Genomic DNA, 18,068 nt, shown 5'->3' with positions numbered 1-18,068 from the left:
ATTCAGTTCGATGACGTGTCAGATAACTCATCGCTCAGCAGGTCGAAACAGCGCTGCGCCGCCGGGCTCAGCGTTGTGCCGCTGCGACTGATCAGGCCGATCTCCCGGCTTACCCCGGGATGATCGATGGCGATCCGCTGTAACCCCTCCAAACTATCCGCCGCCGATTCCGGCAACACACTGATCCCCAATCCCTGACGCACCAAGGCCAGCACCGTCGACATGTAGTTAGCCTCCATGCCGGCCGTCATGCTCAGCCGCGTCTGGTCGAACAGCGCGTCCACCTGCTCGCGCACACTGCTGTCGCGGCCGGTCAGAATGATCGGCTGGTCCGCCAGTTGCCCCAGGGACAAGCGTGGCAAAGCCGCGAAGGGATGATCCAGCGGCACAAACGCACACAGGCGGTCATTGAGCACCGGCACGAAATCCAGGCCATGGCTTAAGCGCGCCCGCACGCCGATGCCAAAGTCCACGTCGCCGGCGCGCACCTGGGCATGAATGCGATGGGCCACCACGTCGTGCAGGCGCACATCGATCCCGGCAAAGCGCTCGCGGAACAGACGCAGCGCCGGGGGCAGGCTACCGGCACACACCGAGGGCAGGGCGGCAATGGTGACCACGCCCCGGCGCAACGCAGCGAGGTCGCGCGAGCCGGTGACGATGTTATCCAGGTCCAGCAGCAGTTTTTCCATGGGGCCGCGCGCTTCCTGGCCGGCAGTGGTGAGGCTGACGTGGCGCGGGCTGCGGTCGAGCAGCGTAATGCCCAGCCACTCTTCCAGTTGCTGCACTTGCACAGTGAGCGCCGAGGGCGACAGGTTCATTTCGCTGGCGGCCTTGGTAAAGCTGCCGGTGCGGGCGACGGCGAGAAAGGCCTGGATATGCTGGATAGAATTTTTCATCGTTTTGTTTTTCCGAACGTGCCGGGCTGAATATTCCAATTTACAAAGACTACCGCGCTTCCAATACTCCGGGGAAAACAATAACCGGCCACCAAAGGCCGCTCTGGAGTCCCCATGCTCGCTACCCTGGGTGTCATCACCATCCTGTGCCTGCTCGCTGCCGTCATGAGCAAACGCCTCTCGCCGCTGGTGGCGCTGATCGCCTTGCCGATCATCGCCGCGCTGCTCGGTGGGTTCGGCCTGCAAACCAGCGCCTTCATCATCACCGGTATCAAGAACGTCGCCCCCGTGGTCGGCATGTTTGTCTTCGCGATCCTGTTTTTCGGGATCATGACCGACGCGGGCATGCTCGATCCCATCATTGACCGCATCCTGCGCACGGTGGGCACGCGCCCGACACGGATTGTCGTCGGCACCGCGACTCTCGCGTTGCTGGTGCACCTGGACGGTTCCGGCGCGGTGACGTTCCTGGTGACGGTGCCGGCGATGTTGCCGCTCTACACGCGGCTGGGCATCGACAAACGTATCCTTGCCTGTGTATGCGCCATGGCCGCCGGGGTCAACTTTTTGCCGTGGACCGGCCCGGTGCTGCGCTCCTCGGCCGCGCTGCATGTGCCGGTGGCGGATCTGTTCCAGCCGCTGATTCCGGTGCAGATCGTGGGGTTGATATTTGTGTTCGCCTGCGCCTGGTGGCTGGGCCGCCGCGAAGAAAAACGCCTGGGCCTGGGCGCGGGGTCCACGGTGGACGCCGTGCCGCAACGCGTGCTCAGCGAGGATGACCTCAAGCTGCGGCGCCCACGCCTGTTCTGGCTCAACCTGATCCTGACGGTGCTGGTGATGGTGGTGATGATTGCCGGTTGGGTCGACCCGGTGGTGATGTTCATGCTCGGCACCGTCGTGGCGCTGTGCATCAATTACCCGAACGTGGACGCCCAGCGTGCGCGCATCGATGCCCATGCAAAAACCGCGTTGACCATGGCCAGTATCCTGCTCGCCGCCGGAGTGTTCACCGGCATCATGCAGGGCACCGGCATGCTCAAGGCCATCGCCGAAGTAGCGGTGGCGCAGATTCCTGCGGGCCACGGCAAGCTGATCCCGGCGGTGGTGGGCTTTATATCCATGCCGCTGAGCATGCTCTTCGATCCCGATTCCTACTATTTCGGTGTGATGCCGGTGATTGCCGAAGTCGGCAAGGCCCTCGGCGTCGACCCCCTGCAAGTGGCCCAGGCCTCGCTGTTGGGCGTGCACACCACCGGTTTCCCGGTCAGCCCGTTGACCCCGGCGACGTTCCTGTTGGTGGGCCTGTGCAAAATCGAACTGGCCGATCACCAGCGCTTCACCATTCCGTTTCTGTTTGCCGCGTCAGTGTTGATGACCCTGACCGCGTTGCTTTTGGGAGTGATCTGACATGAACACTTTGCGCATCGGTTCCGGCGCCGGCTATTCCGGCGACCGCATCGAACCGGCCGTCGAATTGGCCGAGCACGGCGACCTGGATTATCTGGTCTTCGAATGCCTGGCCGAACGCACCATCGCCCTGGCCCAGCAAGCCCGCATCAGCGACCCCCAGGGCGGCTACGACCCGCTGCTGGGCGAGCGCATGCGTCGGGTGCTGCCGTTTGTGGGCGCGCAGTCGGGGCGTCGGCGTCTGCGGGTGATTACCAATATGGGCGCGGCCAACCCGCTGTCGGCGGCTGATGAGGTGCGGCGCATCGCCCATGAGCTGGGCCTGGATCTCAAAGTACTGGCGGTGGTCGGCGACGACGTATTGCCGCTGCTGCGTCCCGAGCAGGTGCTGGACAACGGCCAGACCCTTGCCTCACTCGGCGCGCGAGTGATCTCGGCGAACGCCTACTTGGGCGTCGACGGCATCCTTGGGGCCCTGCGCGCCGAGGCCGACGTTGTCATCACCGGTCGCGTGGCCGACCCATCGCTGTTCCTTGCGCCGCAGATGTTTGAATTCGGCTGGGCCGCGCACGATTGGCCGCGTCTGGGGCGTGGCACGCTGGTCGGGCATTTGCTCGAGTGCGCGGGGCAGGTCAGCGGCGGCTATTTTGCCGATCCGGGGTTCAAGGACGTGGAGGATCTGGCGCGGCTGGGTTTTCCGTTGGCCGAAATCGATGCCGAGGGCGGCGCGGTGATCACCAAGGTCGCAGGTTCCGGTGGACGAGTCAGCGCTGCCACCTGCACCGAGCAGTTGATCTATGAGGTGCATGACCCGGCGGCCTATCTCACCCCCGATGTGACTGCGGACTTTTCCCAGGTGAGTTTTGTCGAGGAGGGCGTGGACCGTGTGCGCGCTCTGGGCGCCGATGGCCGTGGGCGGCCGTCGCAGTTGAAGGTCAGCGTGGGCTATCTGGATGGCTGGATCGGGGAAGGGCAGATGTCCTACGGCGGCCCCGGCGCTGTCGCACGGGCGCAGTTGGCGCGGGATGTGGTGCTCAAGCGTCTTGAATTGATGGGAGTGAAGATGCAGGACGTACGCGCCGAATTGATCGGCATGGATTCGCTGCACGGTCCGCGCAATAGCGTGGAGCCCTGGGAAGTGCGCCTGCGCGTCGCCGCTCGCTGTGCAGAACGCAGCGACGCCGTGCGCGTCGGTAACGAAGTGGAAACCCTGTACACCAACGGCCCGTCCGGCGGCGGCGGTGCCAGCAAAAGCGTGCGCCAGGTGGTGGCGGTAGCGTCGCTGCTGCTGCCGCGCGACGCGGTCAACCCGAGGATCCAGGCATGAAACTGCACACTCTGGCCCATTCCCGTACCGGCGATAAGGGCGATACGTCGAACATCTCGATCATTGCCTACCGCGCCGAGGATTACCCGTTGCTGTGCGAGCAGCTCACCGCCGAGCGGGTCGCCGCGTTTTTTGCCGGGCTGCTCACGCCGGGCGCGGCGCCGGTGCGGCGCCATGAACTGCCCAACGTGCACGCGCTGAACTTCGTGCTGCCGGGGATACTGCGCGGCGGCGTGACCCGCTCACTGGCACTGGATGCCCATGGCAAGTGCCTCGGCTCGGCGCTGCTGGACCTGGATGTGCCAATACCGAACTGACGGTGGGGGCGGTGCAGGCGTGTCAGATCGCCGCAAACCGCTTGTCCAGGTAATCGATGATCACCTTGGAGTCGTACATCCAGGTGGTCTGGCCGTTTTCTTCGATACGCAGGCACGGCACCTTGATCTTGCCGCCTTGCTCCAGCAGGGTCTGACGGTCCTGCTCATTGTTCTTCGCGTCCTTCAACGCCACCGGCACATTCAGGCGATGCAGGGTGCGGCGGGTCTTCACGCAGAACGGGCAGGCGTGGAACTGGTACAGGGTCAGGCCCTTGGCCGCTTCGTTGACCTGTGCCTGCTGCTCGGCGGGGCGCTGCTTTTTGCGAGGACGGGTCAGCAAATCGCCCGCGATGATGACGTGGCCGAGGCCCACTCGAAGTGCTTTTACGAACATGGCTGAAACCTCTTGCCGAACACAGAAGGGGCCGCAGCTTACCTGATTTGTGCAGGCGAAAAAAAACCGGCGATGAGCGCCGGTTTTTTTTACGCAGCCCGTTACTTGATCAGACTGAGGAATTCGCTACGAGTGGCCGCGTTTTCTCGGAATTCACCGAGCATCACCGAGGTGATCATCGACGAATTCTGCTTCTCCACACCGCGCATCATCATGCACATGTGCTTGGCTTCGATCACCACCGCCACGCCCAGCGCGCCGGTCACCTGCAACACGGCATCGGCGATCTGGCGGCTGAGGTTTTCCTGGATCTGCAGGCGGCGCGCGTACATATCGACAATCCGCGCCACCTTGGACAGGCCCAGCACCTTGCCGCTCGGGATGTAGGCCACATGGGCCTTGCCGATGAACGGCAGCAGGTGGTGTTCGCACAGCGAGTACAACTCGATGTCCTTGACCAGCACCATTTCGCTGTTGTCGGAACTGAACAGGGCACCGTTGGTGACCTCTTCGAGCGTCTGTTCATAGCCGCGGCAAAGGTACTGCATCGCCTTGGCGGCACGCTTGGGCGTATCGAGCAGGCCCTCGCGGGAAACGTCCTCGCCGAGTTGGCCGAGGATCGCGGTGTAGTTTTGTTCCAATGTCACAGGACTGTTTCCGTATGGGTTTCAGGACGGTACGGTGTATGCCTGTACCAAGATGGAGCGCTGCCCCGTATGCAGCGGCAGCAGGTAACGTGGCGCACATAGTAGCCTAGGTAGGCGGACAGTTGTATTCCTGGGCGAAGTCGGTGCTAGAGTCGACCTCCGTTCAGAGGGAGGATCTGATGACCTTGCAGGACCGTAGTGTTTCCGAGCGTGCGCTGATCTTTGCCAAGGCAAATCGCACGCGTATCGCGCGTGAGTTGGCTTGCTTGACTAAATACCCGGGTGAACGCTGCCCAGTGTCGGTATTTATGGCCGGCTCTCCGGGGGCGGGGAAGACAGAAGTCTCTAAATCTTTTATTCGTCTGATGGAGGATGGCGGGACTAGCGCATTGCGAATAGACCCCGATGATTTTCGGGTTTATTTTCCTGAGTACAACGGGGCGAACTCCAGCCTGTTTCAACGTGGCGTAACTTTGATGGTCGAACGGACCATAGACTTGGTTTATCAGCAGAACCAATCCTTTTTGTTGGACGGGACGTTGGCGAATTTCGCAGTGGCTCGTAAAAACATTCAGCGCGCGCTGGACAAGGAAAACAGGTCTGCACAAATCATTTACGTTTATCAAAAACCTGAACTTGCCTGGGAGTTTGTGCTGGCCCGCGAGGCGGTAGAAGGTCGGAACATTCCGTGTAAGGAATTTATCCGCCAATTTTATGCCTCAAAGACGACGGTATGCGGATTGAAGCGAGAGTTTCGGGGGCATCTGCAAGTCGATGTTCTTATTAAGGATACCGATGGAAGTCAGGCGGAAATTGGCATCGATCTATCGGCCGAGGAAATTGACGAACTGGTCAGGCAGCCCTACCATCCAGACCAACTTGAGCAAATTTTGACCGGAGTAGCCTTATGAAAGGTGAAGCCACAGAAGTCATAGGGACGTCTTCCACCACGATGTCGGATTTTTTTCGAAGTGGTTCGGTGGAGGAGAGGCGTGCGGTATACCGTTGTGTCGCCAATACTGCGATAACCCTGCAAAAAGCAATGATCTCGCAGGCGAGGGAGAAGAAAGCAAGAGAGCTTTTCGACAGTTGAACCTCTGAGAGGCTCCTTTAAAGCCCAGCCAATCCGCTGGGCTTTTTGTTGAATTGCCTACTCGTCGCGCCCTTCCATCATGGTCCGCTTGAGCATCACATACACCGCCCCCGCGCCGCCGTGGCGGGCCTGGCACGAGGTAAAGCCGAGTACCTGGGCATGCTGGCGCAGCCAGGTGTTGACGTGGCTCTTGATCATCGGCCGCTTGCCGTCCAGCCGCACGGCCTTGCCGTGGGTGACGCGCACGCAGCGGATTTCGAACTTGGTCGCTTCGGCGAGAAAGGCCCACAGGGTTTCCCGGGCTTTTTCCACGGTCATTCCGTGCAGGTCCAGGCTGCCTTCGAACGGGATCTGGCCGGCCTTGAGCTTGCGCATCTGGCTTTCCTGCACGCCGTCGCGGGCCCACATCAACTCGTCTTCGGGGCCGACGTCGATCACGAACTGGTCCGACAGGCCATCCACCGTGGTGGCGTCGGTGCGCACGGTCGCGGCCTGGCGCAGTGTGGCGATCTGCGCGCGGTCGGCCTTGGGTTTACCGGTGTCGGCACGATCGTGTTTGATCGGCTTGACGCCGCGCAGCTCGTTTTTGAACAGGGAAAAATCGTCGTCTTGCATGTCAGCCTCCGCGAAGGGCGGGCAGTTTACCTAAATCGCGGCGGCCGGGCGCAGGAAACGCTATCCAAGCGCCACTAGTCGTGCTTCTTCATCAAGTGCGAGGCAATGTTCAATGACAGCGGCTGCCGCATGCGGCGTCGGCTGCGGCGCCACAACCACACGCCCAGCCACAGCACCAGCAGGCCAATGCCCAGCAGCAGGGCCGAACCGCCCGGGCTGGCATTCAATTCGCCCAGGGCCGGCGAATGGCCAAACAGACCGGCGCCACCAGCGCCCGCCAACAGCACACCTACAATCGCCAGCAACGCGGCAATGCCGGCCACCAGGCGCAGACGCCAATTGCTCGGGCCCTTGGGGCGTAAGCGACGAGCGTCAAAACCATCGGATATCTTCATCCCGACCTTTCCTCCAGGGTATCGGCCCTTCGACCGGAAGATACCCAGGTTGTTCCGGCGGGAGGGGTAAATGCGCCAAATGAAAGGGCGTGGCGGATGAGCGGGGGAATAAACCCGCTCATCCCGGCAGCGATCAGATCAGATCAGATCTTTGGTCAGGGCGAGGGTGGCGAAGTTGTCGGCCATGATCGCCATTTCGGTTTGCTGCACCTGCTCGGCGCCCAGCACGCCGCCTTTGTAGGGCAGGTCGCGGGTGGCGCAGGCATCTTCCACCAGGGTGCAGCGAAACCCCAGGTTCTTGGCCGCGCGCACCGTGGTGCTGACGCTGGAATGGCTCATGAAACCGCAGACGATCAGGTCCAGGGAACCCAGGTTTTGCAGTCGGTCGAGCAGTTCGGTGCCATGGAAAGCGCTGGGCAGCAGTTTGCCGATGATGGTTTCGTCAGCGGCAGGTTCCAGGCCCGGGATGAATTCACCCCGCTCGCCTTGTGGGTCGAACAGGCCGCCCACGGTGCCCAGGTGACGCACATGCACGATCGGGCGCCCGGCTTCGCGCGCCGCCGCGACCAGTTGCTTGATATTAGCCACGGCCGCGTCCATGCCCGAGAGGGCGAGTGGGCCGCTGAGGTACTCCTTCTGGGCGTCGATGATCACAAGGGTCGCATGGCTGAGGTTGGCAGCTGCGTAACCACGACCGCTGAGTTGAAACATCGTCTTTGGAACGGACATTCTGGGGGCTCCTGTGAGGGGGGCATTTGCGACATTGTCCACTGGCTGAGCGCTTCTGTGAATCGCTACCATCGTAAGGTACGCCGTTGCTGGCGTGCAGCCATGTCAAGAGGCGAACTCGTCTGGGGCAATACTGGCAATTTGGATGAAATCCGACGTATGGCACCAGGTTTTTCGTACATCGTCGGTACAGGCGAAGGCTGTTAGAATCGCCAGTCGTTTTTTCCAGGAGTCTGCCCCCGTGATCACTTCCCGCCTGCGCACCTTGCGCGACCATATCCGTTGGGCTGTCAGCCGTTTCCATGGGGAAGACCTGTTTTTTGGCCATGGCACCGACAATGCCTGGGATGAAGCCCGTCAGTTGGTGCTCGGCGCCCTGCATCTGCCATGGGAAATGGCCGACAGCTACCTGGACTGCAACCTCGAAGAAGAGGAAATCTCTCACGTCCAGCGCCTGCTGCATCGCCGCATCCATGAGCGCGTGCCCACGGCTTACCTGCTGGGCGAGGCGTGGTTCTGCGGCATGTCGTTTATCGTCGACAAGCGGGTGCTGATCCCGCGCTCACCGATTGGCGAACTGATCGAAAACCGCTTCGAACCCTGGCTGGCCCAGCCCCCGGCGCGCATCCTCGACCTGTGCACCGGTTCCGGTTGCATCGGCATCGCCTGTGCGTACGAGTTCCCGGATGCCGAAGTAGTGCTGGGGGATCTGTCCTTTGAAGCCCTGGAAGTGGCCAACCAGAACATCGAGCGTCATGGCCTCGATCAGCGTGTGTACACCGTGCAGGGCGACGGTTTCGACGGCCTGCCGGCGCAGCGCTTTGACTTGATTGTCTCCAACCCGCCGTATGTGGACGCCGAGGATTTTGCCGACATGCCGGACGAATACCAGCACGAGCCGGAGTTGGGCCTGGCCTGCGGGGATGACGGCTTGAACCTGGTACGGCGGATGCTCGCCGAAGCGGCGGACCACCTGACCGAAAAAGGTTTGCTGATCGTCGAAGTGGGCAACAGCCAGGTGCATGTCCAAGCGCTGTACCCGCAAGTGGACTTTGCGTGGCTGGAGTTCCAGCGCGGCGGGCACGGGGTGTTCATGTTGACTGCCGAACAGTGCCGCGCCCATCAAGCGGTGTTCGCCGCCAAGGTTTAACGGCAGGGGCACAGGTAAAATGTGGGAGGCAGGCTTGCCTCCTCCCACAGGGATCGCCTTTCAAACGGCTACCGGTGCGTGGCAATCCAGATCAACAACCCCGCTTGAAACACCGTAAACGCCACCAGGCAGGTGATGGTAAAGCGCAAGCCGCTGTCTTCGCGTTTGAACTTGGTGACCTTTTCTTCTTCCTTGCGCAGCTTCACTTCCTGTTCCAGCAGGTTCTGCTCCGCCTGTTGCAGCATCTGCGCGGCTTCAAGGATTTCCACGAACTGCACCTTCTCGGTGTTCCAGCTGTCCAGCACGGCGCTGACCTTGCCGGGTTGCACATTGCCTTTGAGGTGCTGCACGTCGGCGTAGGCCACGTCGAAGCCCTGGACGCGCAAGAAGTGATCGCGGCGCAGGCGTGTGGATTCGTTGAGGGCGTCCTTGTTGGCCAGGTCGACGCCGTCGACGCGGTAATGGCCCCCGTGCTTTTTCGCCCACGCCGCAGCCTGGGCCACCAGGAATCGACCGATGCCACGGTTGGGCGGTTCGATTTCCAGGCTGTTGCCGGGGCCGAAATGCACGCGATGTGTATCGTGGTCGACCCACACATCCAGATGGTTCTGCTCACGGCGCACGCGCTGGCCGGGCAGTTGGATAACCATGCGCAGCAAACTGCGGTGCTTGTCGTTGCGCTCGGCATAGCCGAACTGCACGAACCGCAGCGGCCGTGCACCGGTGGCGCGGTCGGTGGCCAGGGGCGCCAGGCGCAGCATCTTGAAATGTTCGGCTTGAACATCCGCCCACGGCAAAGGCGCCGCGTCGGCAACCTCGGGTGGCGCGGCCGAGGCGTCGGCGGTCGGTTCGGGTAGTACTTCAGTGGTTGTCATGCGGTGCGATCCTGTCCAGGCCCAGCGAGCCGACAGTCTTTTTACTGTCGACCCTGGGCTTATCGGCCGGATTTGCCAGGACTGGAGGCAATTTGTCGCTTATCGGGTTTGAAGTCCGTCGATAAAGCGCACTATGCGGTTGCCCAGCTCTGCGGCAAGCGGCAGTTGCGGGTCGTTGTAGGATGCCAGCTGCTGTTTCACCTCCTTGGGCACGATGCGCATCACATGATTCATGCCGTCGATCACCACCAATTGCGCGTCAGGTTTGGCCTGCTTGAGTTGCTGTGCGTCGCTCACGCCCACCTGGATGTCGTGGGTGCCCTGGATAATCAGTGCCGGCATGCTCAGCTTGGCGAACGCGGCCGACGGGTCGGCGCGGAACAGGCTGATCAGATACGGCTGCACGCTCGGTCGGAAAATACCTTCCAGCGGAGCAGGGACATCGGCGTCCACCTGGCCGGCCTTGAGGTGGTCGAGGATCTCATTGCTGCGCAGCAGCAGCGCAGGGGGCAGGTGATCGGCCAGTTGCTGGCGGATCACCTGGTCGACCGGGCGCGCACTGCCCGATAAGGAAATCACGCCAGCCGGTTGCAGCTGCGGCGCCGCGAGCGCCGCCACCAGTGCGCCCTCGCTGTGACCCAGCACGATCAACGGGCCCATGCGCTTGTCGGCCTTGAGCAGCTTGCCCCAGGCTACAGCGTCGGCGACATAGGCATCCAGAGTCAGGTTGCGTTCGTCCGGGGTGGCGGCCAGGCTGGCGGCCACGCCGCGCTTGTCGTAGCGCACGCTGGCAATGTTGTGCCGGGCCAGCACCCAGGCCAGGCGCTTGAGGCTGTCGTTGCGTGCGCCGTCGGCGCTGTTGCCGTTGCGATCGGTAGGCCCGGAACCGGCAATGATCAACACCACCGGCACCGGGCGGTCCGACTGCGGCAGCAGCAGCGAGCCGAACAACTCGCCATTGCCCGTATCGAGGCTGATAGGCCGTTGCAGTACAACGGGGGAGGCGGCGTGAGCCAGGGTGGTCAAGAGGGTGAGGGTGAACAGCAAAACTCGCAGCATCATCGCGCCATCATCAGGGAGGTGCCGGTTGGACCCATGCCGACCGGTAAGGTTTCGAGGATGAACTAGTCGGTGGGCCCGCGTATACTGGCGCGCTTGGTTATCACCCCTGAGTGATTACAACTGATTTCACGGAGCGCCCTGCATGTCCGGCAATACCTTCGGCAAGCTGTTCACTGTCACCACCGCGGGCGAAAGCCATGGCCCGGCGTTGGTCGCCATTGTCGACGGCTGCCCGCCCGGCCTTGAGTTGAGCCTGGACGACCTGCAGCGTGACCTCGACCGCCGCAAGCCCGGCACCAGCCGCCACACCACCCAGCGCCAGGAGCCCGACGAAGTCGAGATCCTCTCCGGCGTGTTCGAAGGCCGCACCACCGGCTGCGCCATCGGCCTGCTGATTCGCAATACCGATCAGAAGTCCAAGGACTATTCGGCGATCAAGGACCTGTTCCGCCCGGCCCACGCCGACTACACCTACCACCACAAATACGGTGAGCGCGACTACCGTGGCGGCGGCCGCAGTTCGGCGCGGGAAACTGCCATGCGCGTGGCCGCCGGGGCTATTGCCAAGAAATACCTGGCAACCCAGGGCATCCTGATCCGTGGCTACATGAGCCAGCTTGGCCCGATTGAAATCCCGTTCAAGACCTGGGACAGCGTGCAAGACAACGCGTTTTTCTGCCCCGACCCGGACAAGGTGCCGGAGCTGGAGGCCTACATGGACCAGCTGCGCCGTGACCAGGATTCGGTCGGCGCCAAGATCACCGTGGTCGCCGAAGGCGTCAAGCCGGGCCTCGGCGAGCCGATTTTCGACCGTCTCGACGCCGAACTGGCCCACGCGCTGATGAGCATCAATGCGGTCAAGGGCGTGGAGATCGGCGCCGGTTTCGCCTGTGTTGCCCAGCGCGGCACCGAGCATCGCGATGAGCTGACGCCGCAAGGTTTCCTCAGCAACAACGCGGGCGGCATCCTCGGTGGTATTTCTTCCGGCCAGCCCATCGTTGCGCACCTGGCACTCAAAGCCACGTCGAGCATCACCACCCCGGGCCGCTCGATCGACGTGCACGGCAACCCGGTGGACGTGATCACCAAGGGTCGTCACGATCCCTGCGTCGGCATCCGCGCCACGCCGATCGCCGAAGCAATGATGGCCATCGTGCTGATGGACCATCTGCTGCGCAATCGCGGGCAAAACGCCGATGTGCGTGTGAGTACACCGGTGCTGGGCCAGCTGTGACGGGCTGGTTGTGACAGCCCTTCCGTATTGGCGCCTCTCCAGTTTCTATCTGTTCTACTTCGCCCTGCTGGGGGCGACGGCACCGTTCCTGGCGCTGTACTTCGATCACCTGGGGTTCTCCAGCGCGCGTATCGGCGAGCTGGTGGCCATCCCCATGCTGATGCGCTGCGTGGCCCCGAACCTGTGGGGCTGGCTGGGGGACCACACCGGTCGTCGCCTGGCCATCGTGCGGTTTGGCGCGGTGTGTACGTTGCTGAGTTTTTCGCTGATTTTCGTCAGCCACAGCTACGCCTGGCTGGCGCTGGTGATGGCGCTGCATGCGTTCTTCTGGCACGCGGTGTTGCCGCAGTTTGAAGTCATTACCCTGGCTCACCTGCAAACACAGACTTCACGCTACAGCCAGATCCGCCTGTGGGGCTCCATCGGTTTTATCCTCACCGTGGTCATCATGGGCCGCCTGTTCGATTGGCTGAGCCTGGACATTTACCCGGTGGTGGTCGTGGTGATCATGGCCGGGATTATCGGCGCCAGCCTGTGGGTGCCAAATGCGCAACCGGCCAGCCACGGCAATCGCCTGGCCGGGGATGGTTTCCTCAAGCAACTGCGCAGCCCCGGCGTGCTGGCGTTTTACCTGTGCGTGGCGCTGATGCAGATGAGCCACGGCCCGTATTACACATTTCTGACCTTGCACCTCGAGCACCTGGGCTACAGTCGTGGGGTGATCGGGTTGCTATGGGCGCTGGGGGTGGTGGCCGAAGTGCTGATGTTCCTCGGCATGAGCCGTATCCTCACGCGTTTTTCGCTGCGCCGGGTGCTGCTGGCCAGCTTTGTGCTGGCGGCGCTGCGCTGGTTACTGTTGGGCAGCTTTGCCGAATTCTTCTGGGTGTTGCTGCTGGCGCAGGTGATGCACGCCGCGACCTTCGGCAGTTTCCATGCCGCCGCGATTGCCTTCGTGCAGCGCAGCTTCGGCGCCAGACAACAGGGCCAGGGCCAGGCGCTGTACGCTGCGTTGTCCGGCACCGGCGGTGCCTTGGGCGCGCTGTATGCCGGTTACAGCTGGAACCTGTTGGGCCCGACCTTCACCTTTAGTCTTGCCAGCGTCGCCGCCCTGGCCGCGGCCGTTATCATCGGCTTTCGATTGCACGAGCAGAACCAAGGAACCCCTCAATGAGCTATGTCGCCGTCTACCACGTCGCTGCACCGGATACGCCGAACAAGGTCCTGACCCATGTCGAAGATATCGCCAGCACCCTGGCCGAGCACGGTGTACGGTTCGAGCGCTGGCAACCCGGCCCGATCGAGAAGGGCGCCAGCGACGCCGTGATGATCGAGGCCTATCGCGCACCGATCAATGACCTGGGCTACAGCAACGTCGAGGTACTCAACATCACACACCCTTTCCCGGCACGCGCCGAACAGCGTTGCCGAGACACCCACGGCTATTTTTTCATCGCCGGCCAAGGACTCTTCGGCCTGCACATGGGCGAGGACGTTTACATCGTGCGCTGCGAGAAAAACGATCTACTGATCGTGCCGGCCGACACAGCGCACTGGCTGGACTTCGGTGAGCATCCCCATGCCGTGGCGCTGCGCATGTTCAACAGCGCCGAGGATTGCGTGCCGGTATTGACCGCAGACGCCATCGCCGGCCGTTTTCCCGGTTTGGACGATTAGGCCCTTGCGTCAGAATCTTCAACCCCGAAACGTTGTAAGTTTGTGTGGGAAGTAGCTGAGTCAGTTGTAGGGCGCTGCTGTTTATCCTGAGCCCTGCCCATGGGCGCTCCTGGTTGTGTAACTCTTCTGCGGCCTCAGTGTTTGTATCGCCTGTCAATAGGAGGAATCCGAAGGGTGATAAGGCATTAGCCAATAAAAGGAGAGAACCGATGAATCGCCCAGAGGAGCCGTTTGAAGCGTCGTATTCCGTGCCTAATGCTGTCAGAAGGCGCCTTAACCTGTCCGGCAAACCGCTGACCTGTTCAGAGTTGGAGATCTTGCGATGGGCCTCGGAAGGCAAGACTGTCTGGGAAATCAGCCAGATTCGCGCCACGTCCGAGGCCACAGTGAAATTTCACCTGCGCAATATCTACGGCAAATTGCAGGTCAACAACCGTGTGCAAGCGATGAACGAAGCCGCCCGCCGGGGCCTATGTTGAACCCACAAAAAAGGGCCGCGACGCTCAACGGCGTCGCGGCCCTTTTTTTGCGCTGCTGACTTACGCGGAATGGTAAGTCGGCAGGGCGAAGCGATTCTGGCTTTGCAGCATGGAAATCTGCGGCAGCTCGCTGGCTTGCTCGGCCAGGTCACGGCGGATCGCGCTGATCACCCAGGTCAGTTGGTCGGCGGTGTGCAACTGCTGGTAAGAGATCGAACGCTTGACCTGCTTGCCTTCACTGTTGCGCAGGGTCAACAGGATGCCGCCGTCCGGACGAGGCTGAGTGGTGACGTCGTAGTTGGAGAATACCGAAGCGAATTTATCTTGGATCAGGCTCATGTTTATCAGCTCCATTGGCTCAAGTGGGCAAGCATGGAGTGATAGGTGCAGCGATTGTGCCAGCTAGCAGAAATTAAAAAACTCTTTATAAATCATCGGTTTGCAAAAAATCAGAATTTTCGATTTCGTGCAATTTGCATGAATGGCCATCATGCATCCTGCATTTTGCGTTACTCGATGCGGTGCAATCGGCATCTGGTTATGTTTAAAGACTGCGCAGGCGCCGCTAAATTCCCTTTTGCCGAGCACGCCTGTCGGGATACAAAACTTTTCAAATCCCGCGTGTACAGCTGAAGAGGGGCTCACGTATTTTCCCGCTAGGTATCTGGCAGCGTCCTACGGTGAAGCTGCTGCCTGTGCATCATTCGAAGAATAAGAAAAAGGACGTTCCACCATGAACCCTCCGCACGGCGACATGATCACCTGGGGCAAGATGCTGCGTAAGGTGCCCGCCATTGTCCGCGCGCTGCCGCGCGTGGTGCGCGGCCTGCGCGCGGCGAATGTCACCGACCCCGGCCAACCGTGCGGGCTGGGTTGGCACTTCGAGCAAGCCACCTTGCGCAACCCGCACGGCCACGCGGTGCTGTATGGCGACCGCGTGCTCAGTTACGCCGACGTCAATCGGCAGGCCAACCGTATCGCCCATTACCTGCAGGCCCAAGGCGTGGGCAAGGGGGACGTCGTTGCGCTGTTTATTGAAAACCGCCCCGAGTTGCTGCTGTGTGTGCTGGCGGTAGCCAAGCTGGGTGGCGTCTGCGCGATGGTCAATACCGCGCAAACCCAGGCAACGTTGGTGCACAGCCTCAACCTGGTCAGCCCGGTGGCGATTGTGGTCGGCGGGGAATTGATGGGGGCCTATGACGCTGTGCGCGATCAGGTATCGATCCAGGCCGCGCGCACCTGGTTCATTCCTGACCAGCCCGCACCAGAGCCCGAGGGCTATATCGAACTGATCGCGGCCAGTGCCGACTGCCCGGAGGGCAACCCGGCCAGCACTGCCCAGGTGTTCTTCAACGACCCCTGTTTCTATATCTATACCTCCGGCACGACTGGCCTGCCCAAGGCCGGCATCATGAAACACGGGCGCTGGACCAGGACCGCCGTGAGTTTCGGCCGTATCGCCCTGGACATGGGCCCTGACGACGTTCTCTATTGCACCTTGCCGCTGTACCACGCCACCGGCCTGTGTGTGTGCTGGGGCTCGGCGATTGTCGGCGCGTCGGGGTTCGCTATCCGCCGCAAGTTCAGCGCCAGCCAGTTCTGGGACGATGTGCGCGCGTTCAACGCGACCACCCTGGGCTATGTGGGGGAGTTGTGCCGTTACCTGCTCGACCAGCCGCCGAGCGAAAGCGATCGAGCCCACCGTGTCACCAAAATGGTCGGCAATGGCCTGCGCCCCGGTGTATGGGCCCAGTTCAAGGCGCGATATGGCGTGGCGCATGTCTGCGAGTTATACGCTGCCAGTGACGGCAATATCGGTTTTACCAACGTGCTGAATTTCGACAACACCATCGGCTTTTGCCTGCAGCATTGGGCACTGGTGGACTACGCCCATGACAGCGGCGAACCCATTCGTGGCGGCGATGGTTTCATGCGCAAGGTGCAGACGGGCGGGCAGGGGCTGTTGCTGGCCAGGATCGATGACAAGTCGCCCTTCGACGGTTACACCGACCCGGAAAAGAATCTCAGGGTCATCCTCACCGACGTCTTCGAACCGGGTGATCGCTACTTCAATACCGGCGATCTGTTGCGCAGCATCGGGTTCGGCCATGCGCAGTTCGTCGATCGCCTGGGGGACACTTATCGTTGGAAGGGTGAAAACGTCTCCACCACCGAGGTCGAGAATGTGCTGCTGCAGCATCCGCAGATCGCCGAAGTGGTGGCCTATGGCGTTGAAATCAACAACACCAACGGGCGCGCCGGCATGGTCGCGATCACCCCAAGCGAGTCTCTGGCCGCACTGGACATGCGTGAACTGCTGCAATTTGCCCACAGTCAGTTGCCCCCCTACGCAGTGCCGCTATTCCTGCGGATCAAGGTGCAGATGGAAACCACCGGCACCTTCAAGTACCAGAAAGTACGGCTTAAGGAGGAAGCCTTTGACCCGGCCAGGGCGGGCAACGACCCGGTGTATGCCTGGCTGCCGGGGTCGCAGGGGTACGTACCCGTCACCGGCGAGTTACTGGCGCAAATCCAGGGCGGCCATTTCCGCTATTGATTGTGGCTATGGGGGCTTTTGACAAAAAAGCCATGACAGTGGGGAACTCCGTCGCGACACTGGGCGCCCTATGAGTACTTGAATTCGCACCCGCTAAGGAGCCCCGCATGTCCACCCCTCGACAAATGACCGAAGACGAAGCCGCCGAATTTGCCGAACAGGTCTTCGATGTGGCCCGCAAAGGCGACGCCGCCATGCTCGCCGCGCTGCTGGCCAAGGGTTTGCCGGCCAACTTGCGCAACCACAATGGCGACACCTTGCTGATGCTCGCCGCGTACCACGGCCATGCCGAAGCGGTCAAAGTATTGCTGGAATTCAAGGCCAACCCGCTGATCGCCAACGACAAGAATCAATTACCGATCGCCGGCGCGGCGTTCAAAGGCAACCTGCCCGTGGTCAAGGCCCTGATCGAAGGCGGCACACCGGTGGAGGCCGCATCTTCGGACGGTCGCACCGCGTTGATGATGGCGGCGATGTTCAATCGCGTTGAAATGCTCGACTACCTGCTCGCCCAGGGCGCCAACCCCAACGCCACCGACGCCCAGGGCGCTACGGCGCTGGCGGCGGCGCAAACCATGGGTGCGATGGATACGGCGGCGCGCTTGCAGAATCTGGTGTAGGCTTTGCGCCCTCGAAAATCACACCGCTGCAGGAATGCCCCATGAAAACCGCCCTCGTCGAACTTATCAGTCACATCAGCGCCGGCGTCATGGGCGAGGATGAGGTGGCGCGCATCGCCGAGGAAGCAGCCCAGGCCTACGCCGATCCGGCAGCGTTTCTGGTGACCAACCCGGATATCAACTACGACGACACTTTCCCGATTCCGCTGGGAGAGTGGGTCGTAGTCGGCAGCCTGCCCGACACGGTGTTGTTCCAGGCCGACACTTATGGCGACCTGTTTGCCCAGATCGTCGCTTCGTTCGGCCCCGGCGTGGCGTTCAACCTCAAGCCCAAGCAACTGGCCAAGACCGAGGCGCTGACCGCACTCAATCGTATCCAGGTGCAAATGAGCGCCTTGAGCCGGGAAGACGGCGGTTATGTGCTGGTGAACTTCAGCCAGTTGCTGGACGACGACATCCAGGTGGTGCTGGTCCACGGCAATGCCTTGCCGCGCGTGCTGGCGTTGTGCGAAGAGATCGGGATCAAGGCCGAGCCGTCCCTGGAAGCCCTAAAAATCGCCGTACATGTTTGAAATAAAACGGAACCCTGGCAGG

Annotated in this window: 22 protein-coding genes; 13 read left to right on the top strand and 9 right to left on the bottom strand. The window is 61.7% G+C overall.

Annotated elements, in window-relative coordinates:
* Positions 1-2 precede the first annotated feature (2 nt).
* On the bottom strand, positions 3-899 hold the full coding sequence (locus G7025_RS00350) for a LysR family transcriptional regulator (protein WP_181075720.1): 897 nt from the start codon (positions 897-899) through the stop codon (positions 3-5).
* Positions 900-1,013: 114 nt separating this feature from the next.
* Here G7025_RS00350 and G7025_RS00345 point away from each other — a divergent pair, with 114 nt between their 5' ends.
* Genes G7025_RS00345 through G7025_RS00335 form a run of 3 tightly spaced genes read left to right on the top strand, consistent with a single transcriptional unit; the run spans position 1,014 to position 3,950 of the window.
* A complete protein-coding gene (locus G7025_RS00345; protein ID WP_181075718.1) occupies positions 1,014-2,306 on the top strand; it encodes a CitMHS family transporter in 1,293 nt (430 codons plus the stop codon).
* A 1-nt stretch (position 2,307) separates the two neighbouring features.
* Positions 2,308-3,633: an acyclic terpene utilization AtuA family protein gene (locus G7025_RS00340; protein ID WP_181075716.1), complete on the top strand. Its 1,326-nt coding sequence runs from the start codon at positions 2,308-2,310 to the stop codon at positions 3,631-3,633.
* The gene (locus tag G7025_RS00335) at positions 3,630-3,950 is read left to right on the top strand and encodes an AtuA-related protein (RefSeq protein WP_181075714.1); all 321 of its coding nucleotides are present in this window, start codon (positions 3,630-3,632) and stop codon (positions 3,948-3,950) included. Before G7025_RS00340 ends, G7025_RS00335 begins: the two co-directional genes overlap by 4 nt.
* Positions 3,951-3,972: 22 nt before the next feature.
* On the opposite strand, the gene G7025_RS00330 is transcribed toward G7025_RS00335, so the two are convergent.
* Together G7025_RS00330 and folE are read right to left on the bottom strand one after the other, a co-directional pair.
* Positions 3,973-4,344 carry a glutathione S-transferase N-terminal domain-containing protein gene (locus G7025_RS00330; protein WP_181075712.1) on the bottom strand — a complete coding sequence of 124 codons (372 nt, stop codon included), beginning with the start codon at positions 4,342-4,344 and terminating at the stop codon, positions 3,973-3,975.
* 101 nt (positions 4,345-4,445) lie between these two features.
* Entirely contained in the window at positions 4,446-4,991 is a 546-nt protein-coding gene (gene folE, locus G7025_RS00325; protein ID WP_003175229.1) for a GTP cyclohydrolase I FolE, read from the bottom strand.
* Positions 4,992-5,170: 179 nt separating this feature from the next.
* Between folE and G7025_RS00320 the strand changes: the two genes are divergently transcribed.
* Positions 5,171-5,902 (top strand): zeta toxin family protein, encoded by a 732-nt coding sequence (locus G7025_RS00320; RefSeq protein WP_181075710.1) that lies wholly within the window; start codon positions 5,171-5,173, stop codon positions 5,900-5,902.
* Complete coding sequence (locus G7025_RS00315; RefSeq protein WP_181075708.1) at positions 5,899-6,084, top strand: hypothetical protein; 186 nt, start codon at positions 5,899-5,901, stop codon at positions 6,082-6,084. Before G7025_RS00320 ends, G7025_RS00315 begins: the two co-directional genes overlap by 4 nt.
* A gap of 57 nt (positions 6,085-6,141) precedes the next feature.
* Here G7025_RS00315 and G7025_RS00310 read toward each other — a convergent pair whose 3' ends face one another.
* From G7025_RS00310 to G7025_RS00300, 3 genes are all read right to left on the bottom strand, one after another.
* Complete coding sequence (locus G7025_RS00310) at positions 6,142-6,699, bottom strand: Smr/MutS family protein (protein WP_181075706.1); 558 nt, start codon at positions 6,697-6,699, stop codon at positions 6,142-6,144.
* Between the two features lie 74 nt (positions 6,700-6,773).
* Complete coding sequence (locus G7025_RS00305) at positions 6,774-7,094, bottom strand: hypothetical protein (protein ID WP_034099345.1); 321 nt, start codon at positions 7,092-7,094, stop codon at positions 6,774-6,776.
* 138 nt (positions 7,095-7,232) lie between these two features.
* Positions 7,233-7,823 (bottom strand): cysteine hydrolase family protein, encoded by a 591-nt coding sequence (locus G7025_RS00300; protein WP_181075704.1) that lies wholly within the window; start codon positions 7,821-7,823, stop codon positions 7,233-7,235.
* Between the two features lie 241 nt (positions 7,824-8,064).
* Between G7025_RS00300 and prmB the strand changes: the two genes are divergently transcribed.
* On the top strand, positions 8,065-8,973 hold the full coding sequence (gene prmB, locus G7025_RS00295; protein ID WP_181075703.1) for a 50S ribosomal protein L3 N(5)-glutamine methyltransferase: 909 nt from the start codon (positions 8,065-8,067) through the stop codon (positions 8,971-8,973).
* Positions 8,974-9,041: 68 nt separating this feature from the next.
* Here prmB and G7025_RS00290 read toward each other — a convergent pair whose 3' ends face one another.
* Positions 9,042-9,848, bottom strand: coding sequence for a hypothetical protein (locus tag G7025_RS00290; RefSeq protein WP_181075701.1), 807 nt, complete (start codon positions 9,846-9,848; stop codon positions 9,042-9,044).
* 99 nt (positions 9,849-9,947) lie between these two features.
* Positions 9,948-10,910: an alpha/beta hydrolase gene (locus G7025_RS00285; RefSeq protein ID WP_181075699.1), complete on the bottom strand. Its 963-nt coding sequence runs from the start codon at positions 10,908-10,910 to the stop codon at positions 9,948-9,950.
* 142 nt (positions 10,911-11,052) lie between these two features.
* Here G7025_RS00285 and aroC point away from each other — a divergent pair, with 142 nt between their 5' ends.
* The 4 genes from aroC (at position 11,053) to G7025_RS00265 (ending at position 14,297) form a co-directional block, all read left to right on the top strand.
* Positions 11,053-12,144, top strand: coding sequence for a chorismate synthase (gene aroC / locus G7025_RS00280; RefSeq protein WP_181075697.1), 1,092 nt, complete (start codon positions 11,053-11,055; stop codon positions 12,142-12,144).
* Between the two features lie 4 nt (positions 12,145-12,148).
* Positions 12,149-13,315, top strand: coding sequence for an MFS transporter (locus tag G7025_RS00275; RefSeq protein WP_181076163.1), 1,167 nt, complete (start codon positions 12,149-12,151; stop codon positions 13,313-13,315).
* A complete protein-coding gene (locus G7025_RS00270) occupies positions 13,312-13,818 on the top strand; it encodes an acireductone dioxygenase (RefSeq protein WP_181075695.1) in 507 nt (168 codons plus the stop codon). The genes G7025_RS00275 and G7025_RS00270 overlap by 4 nt, the downstream gene beginning before the upstream one ends.
* 209 nt (positions 13,819-14,027) lie before the next feature.
* A complete protein-coding gene (locus G7025_RS00265; RefSeq protein ID WP_181075693.1) occupies positions 14,028-14,297 on the top strand; it encodes a response regulator transcription factor in 270 nt (89 codons plus the stop codon).
* Between the two features lie 60 nt (positions 14,298-14,357).
* Here G7025_RS00265 and G7025_RS00260 read toward each other — a convergent pair whose 3' ends face one another.
* Positions 14,358-14,636, bottom strand: a complete 279-nt coding sequence (locus G7025_RS00260; protein WP_003172952.1) for a DUF3509 domain-containing protein — start codon at positions 14,634-14,636, stop codon at positions 14,358-14,360.
* A 394-nt stretch (positions 14,637-15,030) separates the two neighbouring features.
* Between G7025_RS00260 and G7025_RS00255 the strand changes: the two genes are divergently transcribed.
* The 3 genes from G7025_RS00255 to G7025_RS00245 all read left to right on the top strand — a co-directional run bounded on the left by G7025_RS00255 (position 15,031) and on the right by G7025_RS00245 (position 18,046).
* The gene (locus G7025_RS00255; RefSeq protein WP_181075691.1) at positions 15,031-16,854 is read left to right on the top strand and encodes a long-chain-acyl-CoA synthetase; all 1,824 of its coding nucleotides are present in this window, start codon (positions 15,031-15,033) and stop codon (positions 16,852-16,854) included.
* Positions 16,855-16,961: 107 nt separating this feature from the next.
* Complete coding sequence (locus tag G7025_RS00250; protein WP_181075689.1) at positions 16,962-17,474, top strand: ankyrin repeat domain-containing protein; 513 nt, start codon at positions 16,962-16,964, stop codon at positions 17,472-17,474.
* Between the two features lie 41 nt (positions 17,475-17,515).
* Complete coding sequence (locus G7025_RS00245) at positions 17,516-18,046, top strand: hypothetical protein (RefSeq protein WP_181075688.1); 531 nt, start codon at positions 17,516-17,518, stop codon at positions 18,044-18,046.
* Positions 18,047-18,068 lie beyond the last annotated feature (22 nt).

It is taken from the genome of Pseudomonas lurida (genome assembly GCF_013522705.1).
Lineage (GTDB): Bacteria > Pseudomonadota > Gammaproteobacteria > Pseudomonadales > Pseudomonadaceae > Aquipseudomonas > Aquipseudomonas quebecensis.
This window is presented reverse-complemented; position numbering and strand designations above follow the sequence as displayed.

Coding starts and splice junctions, on each gene's coding strand:
- G7025_RS00315 (WP_181075708.1), top strand. CDS start 5,899: ATGAAAGGTGAAGCCACAGAAGTCATAGGGACGTCTTCCACCACGATG.
- G7025_RS00300 (WP_181075704.1), bottom strand. CDS start 7,823: ATGTCCGTTCCAAAGACGATGTTTCAACTCAGCGGTCGTGGTTACGCA.
- G7025_RS00250 (WP_181075689.1), top strand. CDS start 16,962: ATGTCCACCCCTCGACAAATGACCGAAGACGAAGCCGCCGAATTTGCC.
- G7025_RS00285 (WP_181075699.1), bottom strand. CDS start 10,910: ATGATGCTGCGAGTTTTGCTGTTCACCCTCACCCTCTTGACCACCCTG.
- G7025_RS00245 (WP_181075688.1), top strand. CDS start 17,516: ATGAAAACCGCCCTCGTCGAACTTATCAGTCACATCAGCGCCGGCGTC.
- G7025_RS00290 (WP_181075701.1), bottom strand. CDS start 9,848: ATGACAACCACTGAAGTACTACCCGAACCGACCGCCGACGCCTCGGCC.
- G7025_RS00310 (WP_181075706.1), bottom strand. CDS start 6,699: ATGCAAGACGACGATTTTTCCCTGTTCAAAAACGAGCTGCGCGGCGTC.
- G7025_RS00260 (WP_003172952.1), bottom strand. CDS start 14,636: ATGAGCCTGATCCAAGATAAATTCGCTTCGGTATTCTCCAACTACGAC.
- G7025_RS00255 (WP_181075691.1), top strand. CDS start 15,031: ATGAACCCTCCGCACGGCGACATGATCACCTGGGGCAAGATGCTGCGT.
- G7025_RS00335 (WP_181075714.1), top strand. CDS start 3,630: ATGAAACTGCACACTCTGGCCCATTCCCGTACCGGCGATAAGGGCGAT.
- G7025_RS00305 (WP_034099345.1), bottom strand. CDS start 7,094: ATGAAGATATCCGATGGTTTTGACGCTCGTCGCTTACGCCCCAAGGGC.
- G7025_RS00265 (WP_181075693.1), top strand. CDS start 14,028: ATGAATCGCCCAGAGGAGCCGTTTGAAGCGTCGTATTCCGTGCCTAAT.
- G7025_RS00350 (WP_181075720.1), bottom strand. CDS start 899: ATGAAAAATTCTATCCAGCATATCCAGGCCTTTCTCGCCGTCGCCCGC.
- G7025_RS00345 (WP_181075718.1), top strand. CDS start 1,014: ATGCTCGCTACCCTGGGTGTCATCACCATCCTGTGCCTGCTCGCTGCC.
- G7025_RS00330 (WP_181075712.1), bottom strand. CDS start 4,344: ATGTTCGTAAAAGCACTTCGAGTGGGCCTCGGCCACGTCATCATCGCG.
- G7025_RS00270 (WP_181075695.1), top strand. CDS start 13,312: ATGAGCTATGTCGCCGTCTACCACGTCGCTGCACCGGATACGCCGAAC.
- G7025_RS00320 (WP_181075710.1), top strand. CDS start 5,171: ATGACCTTGCAGGACCGTAGTGTTTCCGAGCGTGCGCTGATCTTTGCC.
- G7025_RS00340 (WP_181075716.1), top strand. CDS start 2,308: ATGAACACTTTGCGCATCGGTTCCGGCGCCGGCTATTCCGGCGACCGC.
- aroC (WP_181075697.1), top strand. CDS start 11,053: ATGTCCGGCAATACCTTCGGCAAGCTGTTCACTGTCACCACCGCGGGC.